Below are 20,332 nucleotides of genomic sequence, written 5' to 3'. Positions count from 1 at the left end.
TTTAATTGCGGACATTAAGCGCTTTAGAGAGGATTTGCGGCAAATAAATTACCGAACTTCCAATTTGGACAGGGTGTCATATACACCATATTGATCAATTTAGGGTGATCCACCTCGGAGTGAACCATGGACCTGACTGGAGAAGAGCGGATAGCGGCACCGAGACAAGCAGTCTGGGATGCGCTGAACGACATTGAGACGCTGAAATCCTGCATTCCGGGCTGTGAAGATATCGAGCGAATTTCGGACACGGAAATACGGGCTGCGCTCAAGGTGAGTTTCGGAATCCTGAAGGTTCGCTTTCACGGGATTCTGGAATTGTCGAATATGAAACCGCCGATCTCCTATACGATCTCCGGCCACGGTGAAGGTTCCATAGCCGGATTTGCGCATGGGGCGACCGATGTGCGGCTGGACGAAGATGGCGAGGATACTATTCTGTCCTACGCCATACGTGGCGATGCGGGCGGCAAGGTAGCGCAGATCGGCACTAAACTGCTCGGTTCGGTCGCACGCAAGATCGCAGACCGCTTCTTCGCCAATATCGCAGAAGCGGCGTCGAACGCCGCCGCAAAAACGACCTGATCAGGCTTCATTCTTGTAAAGCTGTAACGTTCTTCCTTAACAACCAAGTATTCAAAGTTTCGAATACTTCCTGAAAGTCCGCTGGCATGAAACCCAGAGATATCGCGACCTATGTTTTTCTTTCCGTAGCATGGGGGTTATCGTTCCTCGTGGTCTTGCGCGTCGTAGAAGCCTTTGGCTGGGTCGGCGCGGTGGCTTTCCGTTCCTTCATTGCGGCCGGAACGCTCTTTGCAATTGCGAAACTCTCCGGCCGCAGGCTGGATTTTCATGCTGGCTGGAAACCTTTCGCCGTGGTTGGCGCAACCACGGTTGCGGGCCAGCTGATCGGCCTTTCTTACGGCACCCCGCTGATCGGAACGGCGATGGCCGCGATCTGCGTGGCATCCATTCCGCTCTTCTCGATGATCATCAGCCAGTTCTGGGGGCTTGAGCGCATTACGTCGCGCGGGCTTGTCGGGCTGCTGCTTGGCGTTACCGGCATCGTGCTCTTGGTTGGTTTCCCGGCTGTTGCCGTCACGCCCGCCTTCATCATGGGCTGTGTCGCCGTGCTTTTCTCCTGCTTTTCCGCAGCTTTCGGCAGCAACTATGCCAGCCGCCGCCTTTCCGGCACCGGTTCGTGGGAAACCACCATCGGTGCATTCGTTTTTGGCGGCATCCTCTCCTTGCCGCTCATTTTCGCGGTGCCTGTGCCAGCCATGCCGGGGTTGGCTGATTTTGGATATCTGCTCATCTCGGCCTGCGTGATGAGCGCCCTCACCTATGTGCTCTATTTCAAGCTGGTCGGAAGTGTCGGGCCGACGAAGGCCATCAGCGTCGAGTTCGTCGTGACGGTCATCGCGGTTCTGGTAGGCGCCGTCTTCCTGAAGGAGCAGCTTTCCCTGATCCAGTTCGTCGGTGCCGCCGTCATCATCGGTGGTTGCGCCCTGGTGCTAAGCTCTCGCCCTGCACTTCCCAAGGAGACGGAAATTCTCCCTGAGCAGACAAGCGCGATAGAGGCAAGAAGCGGCCTCAAGTCCGACCCGTTGTGATCCCGCATTTCTGCCGAACATTGAAGGCCCGTGCTTCCAAAGCCGGGCCTTCCGTCCTGAACGCGCCCATTTCCATAAATTGACCAGATGATAAAAAATTTGACCTTCCGAGAAAATCTGTCATCCTGTCCTTAACGGGCATCATGCGGCGGCAAAGATCGCGGCCCGGTACATAGTTGCGGCGCGCAAAGGGAACCCGCGCCTGAACAAGCAAAAATGGGAGATGCGGTCGATGAGATCAGCAGAGAATTCGCCTATTGATGCAATAGATAATCCGGGACACGCAAACGGGCCTGACATCCGTGGGGCAAGGCTTGACAAGGCCGACTATGCGCATGTTTTCGACGATCTGCATCCACCGCTTACCAAGCACGAAGCCCTGGTCGAGTCCGATCGCTGCTATTTCTGCTACGACGCTCCGTGCATGAATGCCTGCCCGACGGGCATCGATATTCCGATGTTCATTCGACAGATCAATGCGGGCAATCCGGTTGGGGCAGCGAAGACCATCCTTTCGGAAAACATTCTGGGCGGCATGTGCGCTCGCGTATGCCCGACAGAAACGCTCTGCGAAGAAGTGTGCGTTCGCGAAATTTCGGAAGGCAAGCCGGTCAAGATCGGTGAATTGCAGCGCTATGCCACCGACGTTTTGATGGAAACCGGCAATCATCCATTCAAGCGCGCGCCTGAAACCGGCAAGCACATTGCCGTGGTTGGCGCGGGTCCGGCAGGTATCTCCGCTGCCCATCGCCTTGCCATGCATGGCCATAAGGTGACCATCTTCGAAGCCCGGCCCAAAGGCGGCGGCCTCAACGAATATGGTATCGCGGCCTACAAGACGGTCAATAATTTCGCGCAGCGCGAACTCGAATTCGTGCTCAAGATCGGTGCGATCAATGTCGAATATAACCAGACGCTCGGTCAGGACATCACTATCGAGGCGCTGAAAGCTGGCTATGACGCGGTCTTCCTCGGAATGGGCATGCCGGGCGTCAATGATCTGGGCCTTTCTGGCGAAGACGCGCCAAACGTTATCGATGCGGTCGACTACATCGCCAATCTGCGCCAGGCAAAAGACCTCTCATCCCTGCCCGTCGGCCGCAACGTGGTGGTCATCGGCGGCGGCATGACCGCAGTGGACGTAGCGATCCAGACCAAGAAGCTCGGCGCTGAAAACGTGACCATCGTCTATCGCCGCGGTCAGGAGAACATGAATGCCAGCGCCTATGAACAGGAACTGGCACAGATTCACGGCGTGGTCATTCGCCACTGGCTGCAGCCCCACGCGCTTGAACGGAACGAAGACGGCACCGTCAATGCCGTGGTGTTTGAATATACCGCTATCGAAGACGGCAGGCTTTCCGGCACCGGGGAATATCTCATTCTTGAAGCCGATCAGGTCTTCAAGGCTATCGGCCAGAAGTTCGAACCGGAACCGCTGGCGGGTTCGGGCATCGGGCTTTCCAGGGGACGGATCAGCGTGGACGACGAACGTCGCACGTCGGTCGAGGGCATATGGGCAGGCGGTGATTGCGTGGCAGGCGGCAAGGACCTGACCGTCGCATCGGTGGAAGATGGCAAGGTCGCCGCTGAATCGATCCATGCAACGCTGATCAAACGCCCCCAGGCAATCGAAGGCTTTGCCGATGCAGTGCTTTCAGGAGGCGCGCTCCATGCCCCGGCATCGGCTGTGCGGGACCGCGGCGTTCATCTGGGCCAGGAACAGGGCTGAGGAGATAGAAAATGGCTGATCTTTCAACGAATTTCCTCGGCATCAAGTCTCCCAATCCCTTCTGGCTGGCTTCTGCCCCGCCGACCGACAAAGCCTATAATGTGGAGCGTGCCTTCAAGGCCGGCTGGGGCGGCGTGGTCTGGAAGACGCTTGGCGCGGAAGGCCCGCCGGTGGTCAATGTCAATGGGCCGCGCTATGGCGCGATCCATGGTGCCGACCGGCGCCTGCTCGGTCTTAACAATATCGAGCTGATTACCGACAGGCCGCTCGAAGTCAATCTGCGTGAAATGAAGGAAGTGAAGATGCGCTGGCCCGACCGCGCATTGATCGCTTCGATCATGGTGCCATGCGAGGAAGAGGCATGGAAGGCCATCCTGCCTCTGGTGGAAGAAACCGGCGCTGACGGCATCGAACTGAACTTCGGCTGTCCGCACGGCATGAGCGAACGCGGCATGGGTGCGGCTGTCGGTCAGGTGCCGGAATATGTCGCCATGGTCGTCAAATGGTGCAAGCAGTATAGCCGGATGCCGGTGATCACCAAGCTGACGCCGAACATCACCGATATTCGCAAGCCTGCCCGTGGCGCCCATGCGGCGGGGACCGATGCGGTGTCGCTGATCAACACGATCAATTCCATCGTGTCGGTCGATCTGGACAGCATGTCGCCGGTCCCGTCCATTGACGGTCGCGGCAGCCACGGCGGCTATTGCGGCCCTGCGGTCAAGCCGATTGCGCTGAACATGGTGGCGGAAATCGCACGCGATCCTGAAACGCGCGGCCTGCCGATTTCAGGCATCGGCGGCATCACCACCTGGCGCGATGCGGCAGAATTCATCGCGCTCGGCTGCGGCACGGTGCAGGTCTGCACGGCGGCGATGACCTATGGCTTCAAGGTCGTTCAGGAAATGATCGACGGTCTTTCCGACTGGATGGACAGCAAGGGTTATCAGACGCTGGATGATTTCCGCGGCATGGCCGTTGGCCACGTCAGCGACTGGCAATATCTCAACCTCAACTACGTCACCAAGGCGCGGATCAATCAGGATCTCTGCATCAAATGCGGGCGTTGCCATATCGCCTGCGAGGATACCTCGCACCAGGCGATCACCAATCTGGTCAATGGCGCGCGGCACTTTGAGGTGATCGACGAGGAATGCGTTGGCTGCAATCTTTGCGTCAATGTCTGCCCGGTCGAGGACTGCATCACGATGGAGCAGATCGGCGGTTTCGATCCGCGCACCAAGGCGCCGATCCCGGCGCAATATGCCAACTGGACGACTCATCCGAACAATCCGATGGCGGTGAAAGAGGCTGCGGAATAAAACAAAACGCCGGGCAAAAGCCCGGCGTTTTCATTTTGATATTTGGTTTTTAGCTGCTGACGCGCATTCCCTTTTCCGGCTCGAACACATGGCTCGTGGCCGGATCAATGGCAATGGTCAGCACATCGCCGGGGCGCACCGTCAGCCGCTCGCGGAACAGGCAGGTAACCGGCTGGTCGCCGAGCTTGCCCATCACCATGATTTCCGAGCCCGTCGGCTCGACGATTTCGACCGTGACCGGCACGCCCTTATCGGCGATCTTCATATGCTCGGGGCGCATGCCATAAACGGCCTTGCCCGAAAGGCTTGCATAATCGCCTTCAGGAAGCGGCATACGGAAGCCGCCATCGGCCACAAACGAGCCTTCCTCGATCTTGCCGTTGACGAAGTTCATCGATGGAGACCCTATGAAGCCCGCGACAAACATATTGGCCGGACGGTCATAAAGATCGAGCGGTGCGCCGATCTGCTCCACCAGACCATCGCGCATGACGACGATCTTGTCCGCCATGGTCATCGCTTCGATCTGATCGTGGGTCACGTAGATCGTGGTGGTCTTCAGGCGCTGATGCAGACCTTTGATCTCACCGCGCATCTGCACACGCAGCTTGGCGTCGAGATTGGACAGCGGCTCATCGAACAGAAACACTTGCGGGTCACGAACAATCGCACGGCCCATGGCCACGCGCTGGCGCTGGCCGCCGGAAAGCTGGCGCGGGAAGCGGTCGAGCAGCTTGTTGAGGCCGAGGATTTCAGCGGCGCGCGCCACACGGCTGTCGCGTTCTTCCTTCGGTGCATTCTTCAGCATGAGCGCGAAGCCCATATTGTCGGCCACCGTCATATGCGGATAGAGCGCATAATTCTGGAACACCATGGCGATATCGCGTTCCTTGGCGCGCAGGTCGTTGACCACGCGGGGACCGATGGCGATTTCGCCGTCGCTAATTTCCTCAAGCCCTGCGATCATGCGCAGAAGCGTCGATTTTCCGCAGCCCGACGGGCCGACCAGCACGACGAATTCACCGTCCTGGATATCCACTGACACGCCATGCAGCACGCCGACATTGCCATATTTCTTGATTGCATTTCGGATGGATACAGATGCCATCTTGAACCTCGACTCTTATTTGACGGCGCCTGCGGTCAGACCTGCAACGATCTGGCGCTGTGCGAAAACGGTTAGCAGCAGGACCGGCAATGTGACCACGAGGGCGGCGGCTGCAAGCGGACCCCAGCTGACCTGTTCAAAGGACAGCATGTTATAAACTGCGACCGGCAGGGTACGTGTCTCGCGGCTTGCGAGCACGATGCCGAAGACGAAATTGTTCCACGAGAAGATCACCGCCAGAATGAGCGAAACCACGATGCCGGGCTTGGCAATCGGCAGGGCGACTTTCATGAACACCTGCCACGAGGAAGCACCGTCGATAATGGCGGCTTCTTCCAGTTCCATAGGTGTCGTCTCGAAATAGCCGATCATGATCCAGATCACGATTGGAACGGTGACGACCAGATGGATGATGATCTGCGGCCAGAGCGTGCCGAGCAGACCGAGCGTCTGGAACAGAAGGAACAGCGGGATCAGGTAGGACAGACCCGGCGTCATGCGGGCAATCATGATAACGATCGCCGATTTGTGCGCCTTGAGCCGCGCAATGCCATATCCCGCCGGAACACCGACCAGCAGCGCAAGCAGGGTCGCCATGCCGGTCACAATAAGGCTGTTCCAGAAATAGAGCAGAAAGTCGTTCGCGGCGAAGATCTCGGTATAGTTCGACCAGGCGAAACGCTCCGGGATCAGGATTGGCGGATAAGCGCCATTGTCGATTTCATATTTCAGCGAAAGCGACAGCATCCAGACGAAGAAGAAGATCGCAGGCGACACGATGATGAAGACCAGAAGTGCCGTGCCAAGCTTCGAAAGAATTGATTTGCGTGCCATGGTCGGTCCTCAGGCGTTCCACTTGGTCCGCTGACGAAGAGCCAGGAGGACCAGCGACATGGCGATAATGACAATGAAAAACACCACGGCAATCGCCGATGCATAGCCTATGTCGTAATAGGAGAACGCCACATTATAGAGATAGATATTGATGGTTTCCGACGCGGTGCCCGGACCGCCCTGCGTCATCGCATAGATGATGTCGAAGCTTTTCAGCGCATCGATCGAGCGGATGATGACAGCCACCATGATGAAGGGCAGGATCATCGGGAGGGTGATGTAGCGGAATTTCTGCCAGCCATTGGCGCCATCGATTTCCGCGCTTTCAAAGGGATCGCGCGGCATGGAAGCAAGGCCACCGAGCACGATCAGCATGACAAGCGGCGTCCACTGCCAGGTTTCAACAGCCACCAGCGAGGGGATGACCGTGTTCTGGTTGAATATCCACTCCTGGGGCGGAATGCCGACCAGCGACAGAAGATAGTTCAGAACGCCGAGCTGCGGGTGATACATCATCGTCCAGACCAGAGCGACGGCAACCGGTGTGGCCATCATCGGCATGACGAAGATGCCGCGCAGGAGCCCGCGCATCGGCAGCTTGCTGTCAAAGACCAGCGCTGCGATCGTGCCCAGAACCATCGGGGCCACGACCGACAGAACCGTATAGACAACCGTATGCCACATGGATTCCCAGAAGCGCATATCGGCGGCAAGACGCAGATAATTGTCGAAGCCGACAAAGCTCTGCTCGCCGCCCAGCTGCCACTGGTTGGTACTCATCCAGAGCGTAAACACCCATGGGAAGACGATCACCGCCCCGACGGTGATCAAGGCTGGAAGAACAAACGGCCAGTAGCTTGGCCGCAAGCGGCTCTTGCCAGTCTTGGTGGGGGAAGCTGCCGCAGCAACTCCCGTTTTTGCTCCTGTCGGGGCGGCAGATGTCATTTTCCTTCGCTCCGTGCGAGGACCGGACGGAATTCTTCCGTCGCGCGTTTCATTTCAGCTTCCGCGTCGGCGCCGTTCAGCAGATTGGTGAGGCCCACGCCGATGATGTCGCGGAATTCCGTGACAGGCACGATGACCGGCAGGCAGAGCTGGCTGATCGGGGCTGACTTCGACAGGGCTTCCACCCAGCCTTCCGGCATGGTGACGCCCTTGCGCACGGCTTCATCGTCGATGACCGACTTGCGGAACGGAACGCCCGACCCCGACTGCAACAGGCGAGCGCCCATTTCCTTGGAAATGGCCCACTGGCAGTAGAGATATGCGGCTTCCTTGTTCTTGGAGGCTTCGGTCACGCCGATGCCGTCGCCGGTCGTCGGTGCTGCCTGTGCATTCGGGCCTGCCGGCATGACGCCATAGCCGACCTTGCCGACGACGCGCGACTTGTTCGGATCTTCGAGCGGCGGGGCAAAACCGATACCGTCGAGCCACATGCCGACGCGACCCTGCAGGAAGTTCGACTGGCATTCTGCCCAGTTGAAGCCCGCAACGCCGGGAGGTGCCGATTTGGTCATCAGGCGCTGATAGAGCTTTGCGGCTTCGATGCCTTCAGCCGAATCCGTCTGGAGGTTGCCATCGGCGTCAACCGACTGCTTGCCATAGCCGAGCAGGAGGCTGGTATAGACCGGCGCATTGGCATTCTTCATGCCACGCGCGACGAAACCATAGGTGTTGGTCGATGGATCGGTGAGCGCTTCGGCGGCTGCGACCAGTTCTTCGAAGGTCTTCGGAAATTCGATGCCCTTGGCGGCAAAGAGTTCCTTGTTCCAGTAGATGATCCAGTAATCGACCGAGAATGGCAGCGCGCCGAAACGGCCATTGGCGTCCTTGGCGAAGGTCAGGCCGGCACTTGCGAAATCATCTTCCGTGAGCGATGCGTCCGTCAGCGTCGGGTCTTTCAGGAATGGATTGAGGTCGGCAAGCCAGCCGCCCTTTTCGAACTGGCGCTTCTGGACGTGATAGCTGATATGGATGACGTCGAAGCTCGGGCGGCCGGACGTCAGCTCGATCACCGCCTTCTGGCGCTGCTGCTGTTCGGGCATCTGTTCGGAATGCACCTTGATGCCGGTCAGTTCCTCGAATTCCTTCTGGTATTTCTGAAGGATTTCACCACGCGGGCTCTTGATGAGGTTTACTTCAAGCGTGGTACCGGCAAACTTTTTCCAGTCGACTTTCGACTGGGCGAAAGACGGGCTGATGCCCGTCATGCCCGATGCAGCGATTGCCGCCGAGCCCGCCAGGAACTGGCGACGTGTTGGACGTAATAGATTCATTGCATGCTCCTCCCCAAATTTCCGTCGGCCCGGCAACTCCTCTTGCCCGGGCTCTGGTCGTTAAATCTGCAAAGCCAGTTTCCGTGCATTGTTGATGTGAACGGCAATGGCATCCATGGCTGTCTGCGGATCGCGTGTTTCGATTGCAGCCAGGACGGCCAGATGCTCCTGCATGACCGGAATGACGCGACCGGTGATGCGGAAACGTTCCTGATTGATCAGGCGCATCTTGATCGTGTTGGTCTGATAGGCGCGCCAGATGATTTCATTATCGAGCGAGCCGACAATCGTATCGTGCAGGCTCCAGTCGATAGTCTGCGCCCGCGCCTCCAGTTCCGGTGTTTCACCTTCCGCCATCGCGCGTTCCAGAGTTTCCTCATGTTCCGCACGCAATGCGCGCAGCAATTCGTCGGACGCTGATTGGCAAAAAATCGCCACCGACTCTTTCTCGATAAAGAGGCGGAACTGAAACGCTTCGCGGATCAGATTGAGATCAATATGCGCGATCTGAAGCCCGCGCTGCGGCACGGTCTTGATAAGGCCTTCCGCTTCAAGGCGCGGGATCAGTTCGCGGATAGCGCCGAGCGGCAAGCCCGTCATGGTGACGAGCTGGCGCTGCGAAACGAACTGGCCCGGATGAAAATCACGCGCCAGCAAATGCTGGGTGAAGCTCTGATAAGCCTTGTCCCGCAATTTTACCGGTTCGTTGTGATCTTCCGCCAAATCCGTTCCCCCTCTATCCTTTCAGGCTTATGCCGCCTTCAGGCCGCTTTTGCCATATGCAAACGGTCGAATACACTACCAATTGCATCACAGTCCGCATCATTGAGTGAAACGAGCGGTGCGCGGACACGCCGCCATTCCTTGTCACCCGTATGGCGCGCCACCATGGCCTTGACCGCTGGCGTTACCGGATAGTTCAGCAATTGCTGTACTGCAGCCACCAGTTCGGCATCGTCCTGTCCGTCATTGATCATGCGCAGAAGACGGTCGGGGAACAGATTGGCCATGCCGGAAATCGCGCCCTGCCCGCCGAGACGCACACCGGCTGCAAGGTCACGCTCGTCGCCGATCAGGATCGCGATGTCCTTATGCGCAGCAAGCAGTTTTTCGGTATAGGCCCAATTGCCGGAAGAATCCTTCACGCCAATGATGATGCCACCAAAAGCTGCACGCAGGCGGCTGATAAGATCGACGGAAAGCTCGACCGCTGTAACCGACGGGATATTGTAGAGAATGATGCCGCGAGCATCTTCACCCAAACCTTTGAAGACGGACGAGAACCAGTTGAACAGGCCTTCATCGGAGAGGTTCTTGAAATAGGAAGGCGGCGCGAGAAGAATGGCCTTGCAGCCGCGGCGCAGCGCGTCGCCAGCCTGGAGGACAGCGTCGGCAACCGAGTTTTCCATCACGCCCACGACAATGCTGAAGGCCGGAAAACCGCCTACCACAAATGCATCCAGAAGAGCGGCGCGCTCGGCATCAGCAATCGACGACCCTTCGCCGGTGGTGCCAAACAGGGTCACGCTCGAGCAGCCATTATCGAGCCGCGCGCGGGCATGCTTCAGCGCACGGCTGACATCGATCTTGCCATCTGCGTCGAATGGCGTGGTGAGCGCTGCAGAGAGACCGAAACGCTCCTGCCCGGAATGATTATGTGCCAAGACTGGCTCCTCCCAAATTTGAACTTTAAGCTGGCACATACTAACATGTTAGTAAAGAGTCAATTCGTGTTCAGTGCGTAATTGCATGATTTTCGGAGAACGGGAGAGAAAGCAAATTACCTGAACCGCGAGCCAGTTCAGCGCGCTGACATCTCCCTCCCTCATCCTGAGGAGCTGTTGAAAACAGCGTCTCGAAGGACGAGGGCGAGGTCCGGAGACGGTCAACTTATCGGGTCGGAACAATACCGGTTTCGATGAAGGAAAGCACTTCCTGTGGGCGCGGCGAACCGGCCCGCCCGCCGAAGCGCGCGCATTTGATCGCCGCAGACGCATTGGCAAAGCGAATGATGTCCGTCATCGGCTTGCCTTCCACCAGACCCCATGCAAAAGCGCCATGGAACACGTCGCCTGCGGCCAGCGTATCCACTGCATCGACCTTGAAACCGGGCAGGTGAGAAACCGGTTTGCCAGCGCCTTCGCTCCAATAGCAGCCTTCCGCTCCGGCGGTGACCGCTGTGAACACATCATGGCGGTCAGCTAAAATGCGGACACATTCACGCAAATCCGTCGTGCCCGCGACGCTGATTGCAGCGGGTTCCGATGCAACGATATGGGTTGCAAGCGGCAGCAGCGTTTCGAGCAATTCAACCGGCGCGGTATCCGCGTCCAGTATGGCCGGAATACCGGCATCGCGCGCGGCACGCAGCGCAGTCTCAGCAGCCCATGGCCAGCGCACATCGGTCATCACGGCGGCATAGGCCCCCGCTGCGATGGGCGGCACCACATCGGACGGGCTTGCCAGCCTACGATCATAAAAAGGCACGATGATGCGTTCGCCGCTCGCATCAACGAGGATTGACGAAAATGCCGTGCGGGCGTCTTCCAGCCGCCGGATATAGGCACAATCGACGCCTTCGGCTTGAAGCTCCGCGACGGCACGATCCCCAACGGGATCAATCCCCGCAGAAGCCCAGAGCGCCACATCGCCGCCAAGCCGGGCAATCGCCGCGGCTGCGCTCGAAGCCATGCCGGCTGCTATTTCGACGGCCTCGCGCGGCAGGTATTTGCCTGCCGCATGAGGAAGCGCATCGAGGCGCAAGATGGTGTCCATGGTAAGGGCACCGACACAGAGAATTCTGGATGCCATGATTACGAAATGAGACCTTCCGAGCGAAGCATCGTCCAGAATTCCTCGGGGATCGACTGCTCGAACCAGACCACGTTCTGCCTGATCTGTTCCGGCGAGCGGACACCGATCAGAATGGAGCTGACGGCCTCATGTCTCATCGGGAACTGCATGGCGGCGGCGGCGAGCGGCACATGATACTCATCGCAAATATCGTGCAGGCGATTGGTGCGCGCGATGATTTCGGCAGGCGCATCGGCATAGTCGAACTTCTGTTCGCCGCCGCGCGGTGCCGCGAGAATACCGGAATTGAAAACACCGGCAATCACCAGCGCCATGCCACGCTTCTGCGCCAATGGCAGGAATTCCTTTTCCGAAACCTGATCGAGCAGCGAATAACGGCCAGCCAGAAGCGAGCAGTCGAGATCGGCTTCTTCAAGCGCATCGCGAATGATCTGCCATTCGTTTACGCCAAGACCGAAGCCCTTGATATTTCCCGCCTCGCGCAATTCGGTGAGCGCGCGGAAACCGCCGCCCTTGGTAAGCGCGTTCCAGTGGATTTCTTGCCGGTCGCCATGGGTCACACGGCCAATATCGTGGACATAGAGCAAATCGATTTCAGGAAAGCCGAGACGCTGCTGGCTGTCATCGAAGCTCCGCATGATGCCATCATAGCTGTAATCAAAGACCTCACGAAAATTGAGGCCATTGTGCCAGCCGGAATCGAACGGGTTTTTCGGCAGCGCAGGCGGCAATGTGCGGCCCGCACGCTCATTGGCCATCAGGCGCCCCACCTTGGTCGAAACAACTGCGCGCTCGCTCTTTTCACGCAGCATATCGCCGAGAATGTGCTCGCTGCGGCCATAGCCATACATCGGCGCACTGTCATAATAGCGGATGCCGCTATTCCAGCCGGCTTCCAGCAAAGCGTCGGCGTCAGAGCGGGAAACGGGCGCATAAAGCCCACCCAGAGGTGCAGTTCCCAGACCAAGCGCCGTCACAGTCAAGCCGGTACGGCCAAGCGTTCGCTTTTCGGATGCCTTCAAATGCATGGATATCTCCTCAACAACGCGACGAACGCCGCACTCCTTGTTCAGCGCCTCGTGATCCAAAAACCGCTCGCACTTTTTGGGATGCGCTTCCTCTTTCACCGCATCTTACCCAAAAACCGCTTCGCACTTTTTGGGATGCGCTGCCTCTTCCAGCGATTGATAGGAGCAAGCTTGCCGAAGCGCAATCGGAAAAGCATGCGCATGCGAACAGTCTATTCACTTGCGAATAAACCATCCTTGACAGCTGCAAATTTCCTGCCGATATTACTATGATGTCAGACCAATTTTAAAACCAAAAAGGGAACGGGGTCTGGACGGATTGCGCTGCGATTGTCTGGGGGCAGTCCGGAAAATGGAGGCAGAATGAAAGATCGCAGGCTGTTGCAGATCGCGCCGCTACCACCGATGGATCGCGCCCGGCAGGTAACCGATGCGCTCGCCAATTACATCGCGACCGCGCATCTTCAGGCCGGAGACCGCCTTCCCGCTGAACGCGAACTGATGACCGCTCTCGCTGTCGGCCGCTCCACCATTCGTGAAGCAATCCGCCACTTTCAAGCCCTCGGGGTGATCGAAGCGCGCAAGGGTAGCGGCACCTATCTGCTCAAGCCGATTTCGGCTGCAACCATCCATATGCCGCTTTCATTCGATCCTGCGCAGTTGCGCGATGCATTGCTGCAATCGCTTGAAGTGCGCCGTGGCATCGAAGCCGAGGCCAGCATGGTCGCTGCCCGCAAACGCACGGCTGAGGACCTCGTCATCATCGAACGCAATCTCGATGAGATGGAGCGCGTTCACATCGCGGAAGGCACGTCCGGACCCGAGGATCTGGCGTTCCATCTCGCCATTTACGACGCGACCCACAACCCGCTTTTCAGGCAATTGCTCGAACAGATGCGCGAAGCCTTCCTGCGTTTCTGGGATCATCCGTTCGAGCGGGTAGACTTCGCGCGGCGGACCTTTCCGTTCCACCGCACCCTCTTCAACGCCATCGTGGCTCAGGACCCTGAAACCGCGCGGCAGGAAACACTCAAAATCCTCGACATTGTCGAGGAAGACATCAAGGAAATGTCCAAATGACTGACGGGATGGACCCGCTGGATTTCGCAGCGCTTACAGTCGCCCATGATGAAGGCAATGCTTTCGACGCCGTGGTTCCGCCCATCGTGCAGACTTCGCTTTTCACCTTCCCAAGCTATGACGACATGGTCGCCTCCTATCGGGGCGAAAAGGTTCGGCCCATCTACACGCGCGGCCTCAACCCGACCGTGCGCGCATTTGAAGAAATGCTGGCAAAACTTGAAGGCGGCGAAGATGCGCTCGGCTTTGCCAGCGGTATGGCGGCGATCTCTTCAAGCGTGCTGGCTTTCGTCAATCCGGGTGATCGCATCGTTGCGGTGCGCCATGTCTATCCGGATGCGTTCCGGCTTTTCGGCACTATCCTGAAACGCATGCAGGTGCAGGTCGACTATGTCGATGGCCGCGACGAAGAGGCGGTTGCAAAGGCCCTGCCCGGCGCAAAGCTCTTCTACATGGAAAGCCCGACAAGCTGGATCATGGAAGCCCATGATGTCGGGGCCCTCGCCCAGATCGCCCGGCAGCATGGCGTTCTGACCATCATCGACAACAGCTGGGCCAGCCCGATCTTCCAGCGTCCGCTGTCGCTGGGCGTCGATCTCGTCGTGCATTCGGCATCGAAATATCTTGGCGGCCATAGCGATGTCGTGGCCGGCGTCGTGACCGGCTCGAAAGTGCTTATCAACGCGATCCGCGCGGAAACCTATCCATATCTCGGCGGCAAGCTTTCGCCCTTTGATGCCTGGCTTCTGGTGCGTGGCATGCGCACCTTGCCGACGCGCATGAAGGCGCATGAGGCATCGGCGCTGGAAATCGCAAAGCGGCTTCAGGCGCTGGATGTGGTTGAAACCGTGTGCCATCCCGCCCTTGCCAACCGCTTGCCTGCGGGCCTGCATGGCACCTCCGGCCTGTTCTCGGTCATCTTCCGCGAAGGCGTGAACATTCGCGAATTCTGCAATCATCTCGATCTGTTCAAGCTCGGCGTGAGCTGGGGTGGACATGAAAGCCTGATCGTGCCGGGCGAAGTCGTGCTGCAGCAGAAGGCGCAGCCCAATTCGGCGCATACGTTCGGCATCGACCCGCGCTCCGTGCGCCTGCATGTCGGACTGGAAGGAACGGAAGCGCTGTGGCGGGATATTGAAGGAGCGCTCGCAGCATCGGCCGTATGAATAAAACAGTGAGGAGCAATAAGGGGAACTGCAATGAAAAAACTAATAGCAGCCGCATTCGCAACCATGCTTTTGAGCGGTACGGCGCTTGCCGATACGACCTTGAAGCTTGTTGAAGTCATCACCAGCCCCGAGCGCACCAAGACGCTTGAATCCATCGTCGCCAAGTTCGAGGCGGCCAATCCGGGCACCAAGGTGGAAATCATTTCGCTGCCATGGGGCGAATCCTTCCAGAAATTCGCCACCATGGTTTCGGCGGGCGAAATCCCGGACGTCATGGAAATGCCGGACACCTGGGTTTCGCTCTATGGCAATAACGGCATGCTGGAGAATCTCGAGCCTTATCTCGAAAAATGGGAAACCACATCCGACCTGACCGAGCGCGCGCTTGAGCTTGGCCGCAGCGTCAACAACACAGCCTATACGCTGCCTTACGGCTTCTATCTGAACGCGATGTTCTACAACAAGAAGCTGCTGAGCGAGGCAGGCGTATCCGAACCGCCGAAGACGCTGGATGAATTTGTCGAAGCGTCCAAGAAGATCGCCGCCCTTCCCGGCAAATCCGGCTATTGCATGCGCGGTGGTCCCGGTGGGCTGAATGGCTGGGTGATCTTTGCCGCTTCCATGGCGGGCAACAACAAGTTCTTCAATGAAGACGGCACCTCGACCATGAACAGCGAAGGCTGGAAAAAGGGCATCACCTGGATGGTCGATCTCTACAAGAACGGCCTTGCACCGAAGGACAGCGTCAACTGGGGCTTCAATGAAACCGTGGCCGGTTTCTACAGCGGCACCTGCGCCTTCCTCAATCAGGACCCGGATGCGCTGATCGCCATTGCCGAACGCATGAAGCCGGAAGATTTCGGCGTCGCCATCATGCCGAAGGGCCCGGATGGCAAGACCTTCCCGACCATCGGCTTCGCCGGCTGGTCGATGATGAGCGCGAGCAAGAACAAGGATCTTTCCTGGAAACTGATCTCGATGCTCGAAGGCCCGGAAGGCAACATCGAGTGGAACAAGCGGACCGGCGCGTTGCCGGTTCTCAAATCGGCGCAGAACGATCCGTTCTATAGCGGCGAGCAGTTCAAGGGCTGGTTCGATGAACTGGCCGACAAGAACGTCGTTCCAACCATGATGCCGACCTATCTGGAAGAATTTGCCTTCTTCAAGGATTCGCTCGTCATCAAGACCTCGCAGGAAGCGCTTCTCGGCGACATCACGCCGGACCAGCTGGCCGACCAGTGGGCAGAATATCTGACCAAGGCGCAGCAGAAGCACCTCGCCAAGCAATAGCACCACGAACGGTTGGCAGGCGCGGAGTTTTCGCGCCTGCTCATCCTCTTCATGCAATCCCCGCGAAGGGAAAAATGATGACCGACACCGCTTCCATAAAGGCCCCGGTGCGCAACGAAGTGCCAAGGCAGGACCAGCGCAGCTTTTTGCAGCGGCTTGCGCACGCCTCCGAACCTTATCTCTACAGCGCCCCTGCGCTCATCCTCATCGGCGCCATCATGCTGGTTCCGCTGATCCTCGGCGTCTCCTATGCCTTTCGCGACATTCAGTTGCTCAACCCGTTTTCGGGCGGCTTCGTGGGGCTTGATCATTTCCGTGAACTTGCGACCGATCAGGCGTTCTATCGTTCCCTGAAGAATACGCTCTGGTGGACCGGCTGCTCCGTTCTGCTGCAATTCGTGTTCGGACTTATTCTGGCCCTGCTGCTCGACAAGCCGTTTGCGGGGCGTGGGCTGGCACAGGCGCTGATCTTCCTGCCATGGGCCGTGCCGACATTTCTCACCGGTCTCAACTGGGCCTGGCTGTTCAATCCGGTGATCGGCCCGCTGCCGCACTGGCTGCATGCAATCGGCATACTGAGCGCGCCAAACAATATCCTGTCCGATCCCAATCTTGCCATGTGGGGCATCATCACCGCAGGTGTGTGGTGGGGCATTCCGTTCTTCGCCATCACCATGCTGGCCGCCTTGCAGGCCATCCCGCGCGATCTTTATGAAGCGGCGGCGATCGATGGCGCAGGCCCCGTGCAGCGTTTTCTGTCGATCACGCTTCCTTACCTCGCGCCGACCATGGCCATCACCATTCTGCTGCGCACCGTCTGGATCGCCAACAGCGCCGACCTGATCGTCGTGATGACGGGCGGCGGCCCTGCCGACCGGACGCAGATCGTTGCAAGCTACATCTTCACGCAGGCCTTCAAGCGGCTCGATTTCGGTTACGCCTCGGCCATCGCGATGGTCCTGCTTGTCCTGCTGATGGTCTATTCGATGCTCATCGTGCTGTTGCGCCAGACGCTTCTGAACAAGGATTGAGCCATGCCCAACCGTAAAATCTACCTTGCCGGCGCGCATCGCATTGCCATTCTCCTGTTCGTCCTGTTTGCACTGTTTCCGATCTTCTGGCTGGTGAAGGTATCCGTCACGCCCAATGATCTGCTTTACAGCGAGGGCGTGCGGCTCTGGCCATCGCGCATGACCTTCGACCACTTCAGCCATGTATTGAACAACAGTTCGTTTCCGCTGTTCTTCTGCAACAGCCTGATCGTGTCCGGATCGACCGCCATCATCGTCACGCTGCTGGCATCGCTTTCCGGCTATGCGCTGTCGCGGTTCAACTTCCGCGCCAAATACTGGATCGTGGCGCTGATGCTGCTGACGCAGATGTTTCCGCTCGTGATGCTGATTGCGCCGATCTACAAGATCATGGCGCCGCTCGGCCTTACCAACAGCCTGCTCGGCCTCGTCATCGTCTACTCGGCCTTCAACGTGCCCTTCGCCACCTTCCTGATGCAGTCGTTTTTCGATGGCATTCCGAAGGATCTGGAAGAAGCCGCGAAGATCGATGGCGCAACGCAGTTCATGGCCTTCCGCCAGATCATCCTGCCGCTGACCCTGCCCGGCATTGCCGCGACGCTCGGCTTTGTCTTCACCGCTGCGTGGAGCGAGCTTCTCTTCGCGCTGATGCTGATTTCCGGCAATGATTCAGCCACCTTCCCGGTTGGGCTGTTGAGCTTCGTCTCAAAGTTCTCGGTCGATTTCGGACAGATGATGGCAGCGGGCGTGCTAGCGCTCATCCCGGCCTGCGTCTTCTTCTTCCTCATTCAACGGTATCTCGTGCAGGGCCTCACGGCTGGCGCGGTAAAAGGCTGAAAGGATTTTTCCCTATGGCTTCCATCGATATTCAGTCGGTCCGCAAAAGCTATGGCGAACATGCAGTTCTGCATGGTGTCGACCTTGAGATCAAAGATGGCGAATTCATCGTGCTGGTCGGCCCGTCCGGCTGCGGCAAGTCCACGCTTCTGCGCATGATCGCCGGGCTTGAAGACATCACCTCGGGTCAGGTGCAGATCAGCGGCAAGCGCGTCAATGAACTGGCCCCCAAGGATCGCGACATCGCGATGGTGTTCCAGTCCTATGCGCTCTATCCGCATATGAGTGTGGCCGACAATATGAGCTACAGCATGCGGCTGCGTAAAACGCCAAAGGAGAAGATCGCGAGCGCCATCCAGTCGACCGCCGCCAAGCTCGGCCTTGAGCCTTTGCTGGAACGCCGTCCGAAGGCGCTTTCCGGTGGCCAGCGTCAGCGTGTCGCCATGGGCCGCGCCATCGTGCGCCAGCCCAAGGCCTTCCTCTTCGACGAGCCGCTCTCCAATCTCGATGCGAGACTGCGCGAGCAGATGCGCGCTGAAATCAAGAAGCTGCACGGTGAACTGAAAGCCACGTCGATCTATGTGACACATGACCAGATCGAAGCCATGACACTGGCCGACCGCATCGTGGCTATGCATGGTGGTGTGGTGCAGCAGGTTGGCTCGCCGCTGGAGCTTTACGACCGTCCGGCCAATCTTTTCGTGGCGGGCTTCATCGGCTCACCGGCCATGAACTTTCTCGATGTGACCTATCTCGAACAGGATGGCGACCCGCGTCTGAAACTCAAGGACGGCACGCTCATCGCATTGCCGCAGCCCTTGAACCTCAGGGACGGCGCCAAAGCGACGCTTGGCATTCGTCCCGAGCATGTCCATATCGAGAAGTCCGCGGGCCTTCCTGCCGATGTCGATCTGGTGGAGCCGACCGGTTTCGGCATCATCCTGCATCTCGGCCTGCATGGATTGCCGTTCAAGATTTTCACGCTGGACCGCGATGCGCTGCACATGCAGGGCTCAATTCAGGTGAGCTTTCCGGCTCAGCACCTCCACCTTTTCGATGGCGACGGAAACCGGGTGGAGCCGCGAGCGGTTCAGTAATCCGTGGCGAAGCGCGCCTGGATGCTCTGCGACAACAGGGCGACCGGGCGCGTCGTGTCGCCCGGCGGGTTCCACAGAAGCTCCTCGATCTCGCTTGAGGCAACCGGAACCTGACCGTCTTTCAAAGTGAGGTGAAACAGTTCCGCCTCGACCGTCGCGTCGGCCTCATTGGCGGCAGGCGCTGCCATTTTTGCAGCATAACGCAACTGGCTCTCGTCAATGAGAATGCCAAGCTCTTCCTCGATCTCGCGGATGAGCGCGATTTCAGGTTGCTCGCCTGCGTCGATCTTGCCGCCGGGCTGGAAGAAAATCTCGCTGCCGCGCTTGCGTACGAGAAGGAAACGGCCCGCCTCATCGCGGACGATGGCTGCTGAAATTCGAATCGTCTTCATGAGGGCGGACTTTCGTCTCGCGGGCGAATGCCGTCAAGAATGATGGCACTCACCGCCCGGGCTGTTTCGTCGTAAAATCCGGCTTCTTCCGAACGGCGTCCGAGAACCGCTGCGACCTGAACGGAAAAATCCGAATAGTGCTGCGTTACCGCCCATATGGTGAAAATCAGATGGTACGGGTCCACCGGAGCCAGGCGCTTTTCCGCAATCCATCGGTGGATGACCGCCGCCTTTTCATCGACCAGTTGCTTCAGATGCCCCTTCAGAAAATCGGAAATCGCCGGTGCGCCGTGCAATATCTCATTGGCAAAGAGGCGCGAAGCCTCCGGTTTCTTCGCCGACATTTCGAGCTTCAGCCGGATGTAACGCCGCAATTCTTCCAGCGGATCGCCGTCAGGGTCGATGTGCTCGAAAGGCTCCAGCCAGCTCGCCAGCGTGTCTTCCAGCACGGTTACATAAATATTCTGCTTGCGCGGGAAATAATAAAGCAGGTTTGGTTTCGACATTCCCGCCTTCTCGGCGATCTGGTCGACCGTCGAGCCGCGAAAGCCGTAAGCAGAAAAAACCTCCAGCGCTGCATCAAGGATAAGCCTGCGATTTATGCCCTGAATGCGCGTCGCGCCTTCCGACCTGTCGTTCGACGTCCTGTCGTTTTCGACCGCCTCGGTGCGTGAGTCTGAAGGAGCTGTGGCCATTTGACACCTTTCAG

Annotated in this window: 20 protein-coding genes; 10 read left to right on the top strand and 10 right to left on the bottom strand. The window is 58.3% G+C overall.

Annotation, left to right across the window (positions count from 1 at the left end; all coding sequences use genetic code 11):
• Positions 1-126 precede the first annotated feature (126 nt).
• The 4 genes from JNC63_RS07415 (at position 127) to preA (ending at position 4,667) form a co-directional block, all read left to right on the top strand.
• Complete coding sequence (locus JNC63_RS07415; RefSeq protein ID WP_006466016.1) at positions 127-585, top strand: SRPBCC family protein; 459 nt, start codon at positions 127-129, stop codon at positions 583-585.
• Positions 586-671: 86 nt separating this feature from the next.
• On the top strand, positions 672-1,613 hold the full coding sequence (locus tag JNC63_RS07410; RefSeq protein ID WP_021586283.1) for a DMT family transporter: 942 nt from the start codon (positions 672-674) through the stop codon (positions 1,611-1,613).
• Positions 1,614-1,836: 223 nt separating this feature from the next.
• Positions 1,837-3,345 carry an NAD(P)-dependent oxidoreductase gene (locus JNC63_RS07405; RefSeq protein WP_025089718.1) on the top strand — a complete coding sequence of 503 codons (1,509 nt, stop codon included), beginning with the start codon at positions 1,837-1,839 and terminating at the stop codon, positions 3,343-3,345.
• A gap of 11 nt (positions 3,346-3,356) precedes the next feature.
• Entirely contained in the window at positions 3,357-4,667 is a 1,311-nt protein-coding gene (gene preA, locus JNC63_RS07400; RefSeq protein WP_021586285.1) for an NAD-dependent dihydropyrimidine dehydrogenase subunit PreA, read from the top strand.
• A gap of 49 nt (positions 4,668-4,716) precedes the next feature.
• On the opposite strand, the gene JNC63_RS07395 is transcribed toward preA, so the two are convergent.
• The 8 genes from JNC63_RS07395 to JNC63_RS07360 all read right to left on the bottom strand — a co-directional run bounded on the left by JNC63_RS07395 (position 4,717) and on the right by JNC63_RS07360 (position 12,727).
• A complete protein-coding gene (locus JNC63_RS07395) occupies positions 4,717-5,775 on the bottom strand; it encodes an ABC transporter ATP-binding protein (protein ID WP_021586286.1) in 1,059 nt (352 codons plus the stop codon).
• 15 nt (positions 5,776-5,790) lie between these two features.
• Positions 5,791-6,609, bottom strand: coding sequence for a carbohydrate ABC transporter permease (locus tag JNC63_RS07390; protein ID WP_006466011.1), 819 nt, complete (start codon positions 6,607-6,609; stop codon positions 5,791-5,793).
• A gap of 9 nt (positions 6,610-6,618) precedes the next feature.
• Positions 6,619-7,554, bottom strand: coding sequence for a carbohydrate ABC transporter permease (locus tag JNC63_RS07385; RefSeq protein ID WP_006466010.1), 936 nt, complete (start codon positions 7,552-7,554; stop codon positions 6,619-6,621).
• Entirely contained in the window at positions 7,551-8,885 is a 1,335-nt protein-coding gene (locus JNC63_RS07380) for an ABC transporter substrate-binding protein (protein WP_006471080.1), read from the bottom strand. The genes JNC63_RS07385 and JNC63_RS07380 overlap by 4 nt, the downstream gene beginning before the upstream one ends.
• A gap of 60 nt (positions 8,886-8,945) precedes the next feature.
• On the bottom strand, positions 8,946-9,608 hold the full coding sequence (locus tag JNC63_RS07375; RefSeq protein WP_006466008.1) for a GntR family transcriptional regulator: 663 nt from the start codon (positions 9,606-9,608) through the stop codon (positions 8,946-8,948).
• 38 nt (positions 9,609-9,646) lie between these two features.
• Entirely contained in the window at positions 9,647-10,549 is a 903-nt protein-coding gene (locus JNC63_RS07370) for a dihydrodipicolinate synthase family protein (RefSeq protein WP_021586287.1), read from the bottom strand.
• A 226-nt stretch (positions 10,550-10,775) separates the two neighbouring features.
• On the bottom strand, positions 10,776-11,696 hold the full coding sequence (locus tag JNC63_RS07365; RefSeq protein WP_021586288.1) for a PfkB family carbohydrate kinase: 921 nt from the start codon (positions 11,694-11,696) through the stop codon (positions 10,776-10,778).
• A gap of 2 nt (positions 11,697-11,698) precedes the next feature.
• Entirely contained in the window at positions 11,699-12,727 is a 1,029-nt protein-coding gene (locus tag JNC63_RS07360; protein ID WP_021586289.1) for an aldo/keto reductase, read from the bottom strand.
• A gap of 363 nt (positions 12,728-13,090) precedes the next feature.
• Between JNC63_RS07360 and JNC63_RS07355 the strand changes: the two genes are divergently transcribed.
• The 6 genes from JNC63_RS07355 to JNC63_RS07330 all read left to right on the top strand — a co-directional run bounded on the left by JNC63_RS07355 (position 13,091) and on the right by JNC63_RS07330 (position 19,231).
• Positions 13,091-13,807, top strand: a complete 717-nt coding sequence (locus JNC63_RS07355) for a FadR/GntR family transcriptional regulator (protein WP_021586291.1) — start codon at positions 13,091-13,093, stop codon at positions 13,805-13,807.
• Positions 13,804-14,973, top strand: coding sequence for a PLP-dependent transferase (locus JNC63_RS07350; protein WP_021586292.1), 1,170 nt, complete (start codon positions 13,804-13,806; stop codon positions 14,971-14,973). The genes JNC63_RS07355 and JNC63_RS07350 overlap by 4 nt, the downstream gene beginning before the upstream one ends.
• 33 nt (positions 14,974-15,006) lie before the next feature.
• Complete coding sequence (locus JNC63_RS07345; protein ID WP_021586293.1) at positions 15,007-16,266, top strand: ABC transporter substrate-binding protein; 1,260 nt, start codon at positions 15,007-15,009, stop codon at positions 16,264-16,266.
• 77 nt (positions 16,267-16,343) lie between these two features.
• Positions 16,344-17,297 carry a carbohydrate ABC transporter permease gene (locus tag JNC63_RS07340; RefSeq protein ID WP_021586294.1) on the top strand — a complete coding sequence of 318 codons (954 nt, stop codon included), beginning with the start codon at positions 16,344-16,346 and terminating at the stop codon, positions 17,295-17,297.
• A gap of 3 nt (positions 17,298-17,300) precedes the next feature.
• Positions 17,301-18,134 (top strand): carbohydrate ABC transporter permease, encoded by an 834-nt coding sequence (locus tag JNC63_RS07335; RefSeq protein WP_021586295.1) that lies wholly within the window; start codon positions 17,301-17,303, stop codon positions 18,132-18,134.
• A 14-nt stretch (positions 18,135-18,148) separates the two neighbouring features.
• A complete protein-coding gene (locus JNC63_RS07330; RefSeq protein WP_021586296.1) occupies positions 18,149-19,231 on the top strand; it encodes an ABC transporter ATP-binding protein in 1,083 nt (360 codons plus the stop codon).
• Here the strand turns inward: JNC63_RS07330 and JNC63_RS07325 are convergent.
• Together JNC63_RS07325 and rutR are read right to left on the bottom strand one after the other, a co-directional pair.
• The gene (locus JNC63_RS07325; protein WP_006465997.1) at positions 19,225-19,623 is read right to left on the bottom strand and encodes an NUDIX hydrolase; all 399 of its coding nucleotides are present in this window, start codon (positions 19,621-19,623) and stop codon (positions 19,225-19,227) included. The two genes, JNC63_RS07330 and JNC63_RS07325, sit on opposite strands and share 7 nt — an antisense overlap.
• Complete coding sequence (rutR, locus tag JNC63_RS07320) at positions 19,620-20,318, bottom strand: HTH-type transcriptional regulator RutR (protein ID WP_006465996.1); 699 nt, start codon at positions 20,316-20,318, stop codon at positions 19,620-19,622. Before rutR ends, JNC63_RS07325 begins: the two co-directional genes overlap by 4 nt.
• Positions 20,319-20,332: the final 14 nt, after the last annotated feature.

The organism is Brucella ciceri (genome assembly GCF_041930145.1).
GTDB lineage: Bacteria > Pseudomonadota > Alphaproteobacteria > Rhizobiales > Rhizobiaceae > Brucella > Brucella intermedia.
Note: the sequence above shows the minus strand (reverse complement) of the source record. Positions and strands in the feature narration are given on the sequence as shown.

Excerpts from the sequence above, each read along its gene's own strand:
- JNC63_RS07325 (WP_006465997.1), bottom strand. The coding sequence starts at position 19,623 with ATGAAGACGATTCGAATTTCAGCAGCCATCGTCCGCGATGAGGCGGGC.
- rutR (WP_006465996.1), bottom strand. The coding sequence starts at position 20,318 with ATGGCCACAGCTCCTTCAGACTCACGCACCGAGGCGGTCGAAAACGAC.
- JNC63_RS07385 (WP_006466010.1), bottom strand. The coding sequence starts at position 7,554 with ATGACATCTGCCGCCCCGACAGGAGCAAAAACGGGAGTTGCTGCGGCA.
- JNC63_RS07380 (WP_006471080.1), bottom strand. The coding sequence starts at position 8,885 with ATGAATCTATTACGTCCAACACGTCGCCAGTTCCTGGCGGGCTCGGCG.
- JNC63_RS07415 (WP_006466016.1), top strand. The coding sequence starts at position 127 with ATGGACCTGACTGGAGAAGAGCGGATAGCGGCACCGAGACAAGCAGTC.
- JNC63_RS07350 (WP_021586292.1), top strand. The coding sequence starts at position 13,804 with ATGACTGACGGGATGGACCCGCTGGATTTCGCAGCGCTTACAGTCGCC.
- JNC63_RS07395 (WP_021586286.1), bottom strand. The coding sequence starts at position 5,775 with ATGGCATCTGTATCCATCCGAAATGCAATCAAGAAATATGGCAATGTC.
- JNC63_RS07360 (WP_021586289.1), bottom strand. The coding sequence starts at position 12,727 with ATGCATTTGAAGGCATCCGAAAAGCGAACGCTTGGCCGTACCGGCTTG.
- JNC63_RS07330 (WP_021586296.1), top strand. The coding sequence starts at position 18,149 with ATGGCTTCCATCGATATTCAGTCGGTCCGCAAAAGCTATGGCGAACAT.
- preA (WP_021586285.1), top strand. The coding sequence starts at position 3,357 with ATGGCTGATCTTTCAACGAATTTCCTCGGCATCAAGTCTCCCAATCCC.
- JNC63_RS07365 (WP_021586288.1), bottom strand. The coding sequence starts at position 11,696 with ATGGCATCCAGAATTCTCTGTGTCGGTGCCCTTACCATGGACACCATC.
- JNC63_RS07410 (WP_021586283.1), top strand. The coding sequence starts at position 672 with ATGAAACCCAGAGATATCGCGACCTATGTTTTTCTTTCCGTAGCATGG.
- JNC63_RS07355 (WP_021586291.1), top strand. The coding sequence starts at position 13,091 with ATGAAAGATCGCAGGCTGTTGCAGATCGCGCCGCTACCACCGATGGAT.
- JNC63_RS07390 (WP_006466011.1), bottom strand. The coding sequence starts at position 6,609 with ATGGCACGCAAATCAATTCTTTCGAAGCTTGGCACGGCACTTCTGGTC.
- JNC63_RS07335 (WP_021586295.1), top strand. The coding sequence starts at position 17,301 with ATGCCCAACCGTAAAATCTACCTTGCCGGCGCGCATCGCATTGCCATT.
- JNC63_RS07405 (WP_025089718.1), top strand. The coding sequence starts at position 1,837 with ATGCGGTCGATGAGATCAGCAGAGAATTCGCCTATTGATGCAATAGAT.
- JNC63_RS07345 (WP_021586293.1), top strand. The coding sequence starts at position 15,007 with ATGAAAAAACTAATAGCAGCCGCATTCGCAACCATGCTTTTGAGCGGT.
- JNC63_RS07340 (WP_021586294.1), top strand. The coding sequence starts at position 16,344 with ATGACCGACACCGCTTCCATAAAGGCCCCGGTGCGCAACGAAGTGCCA.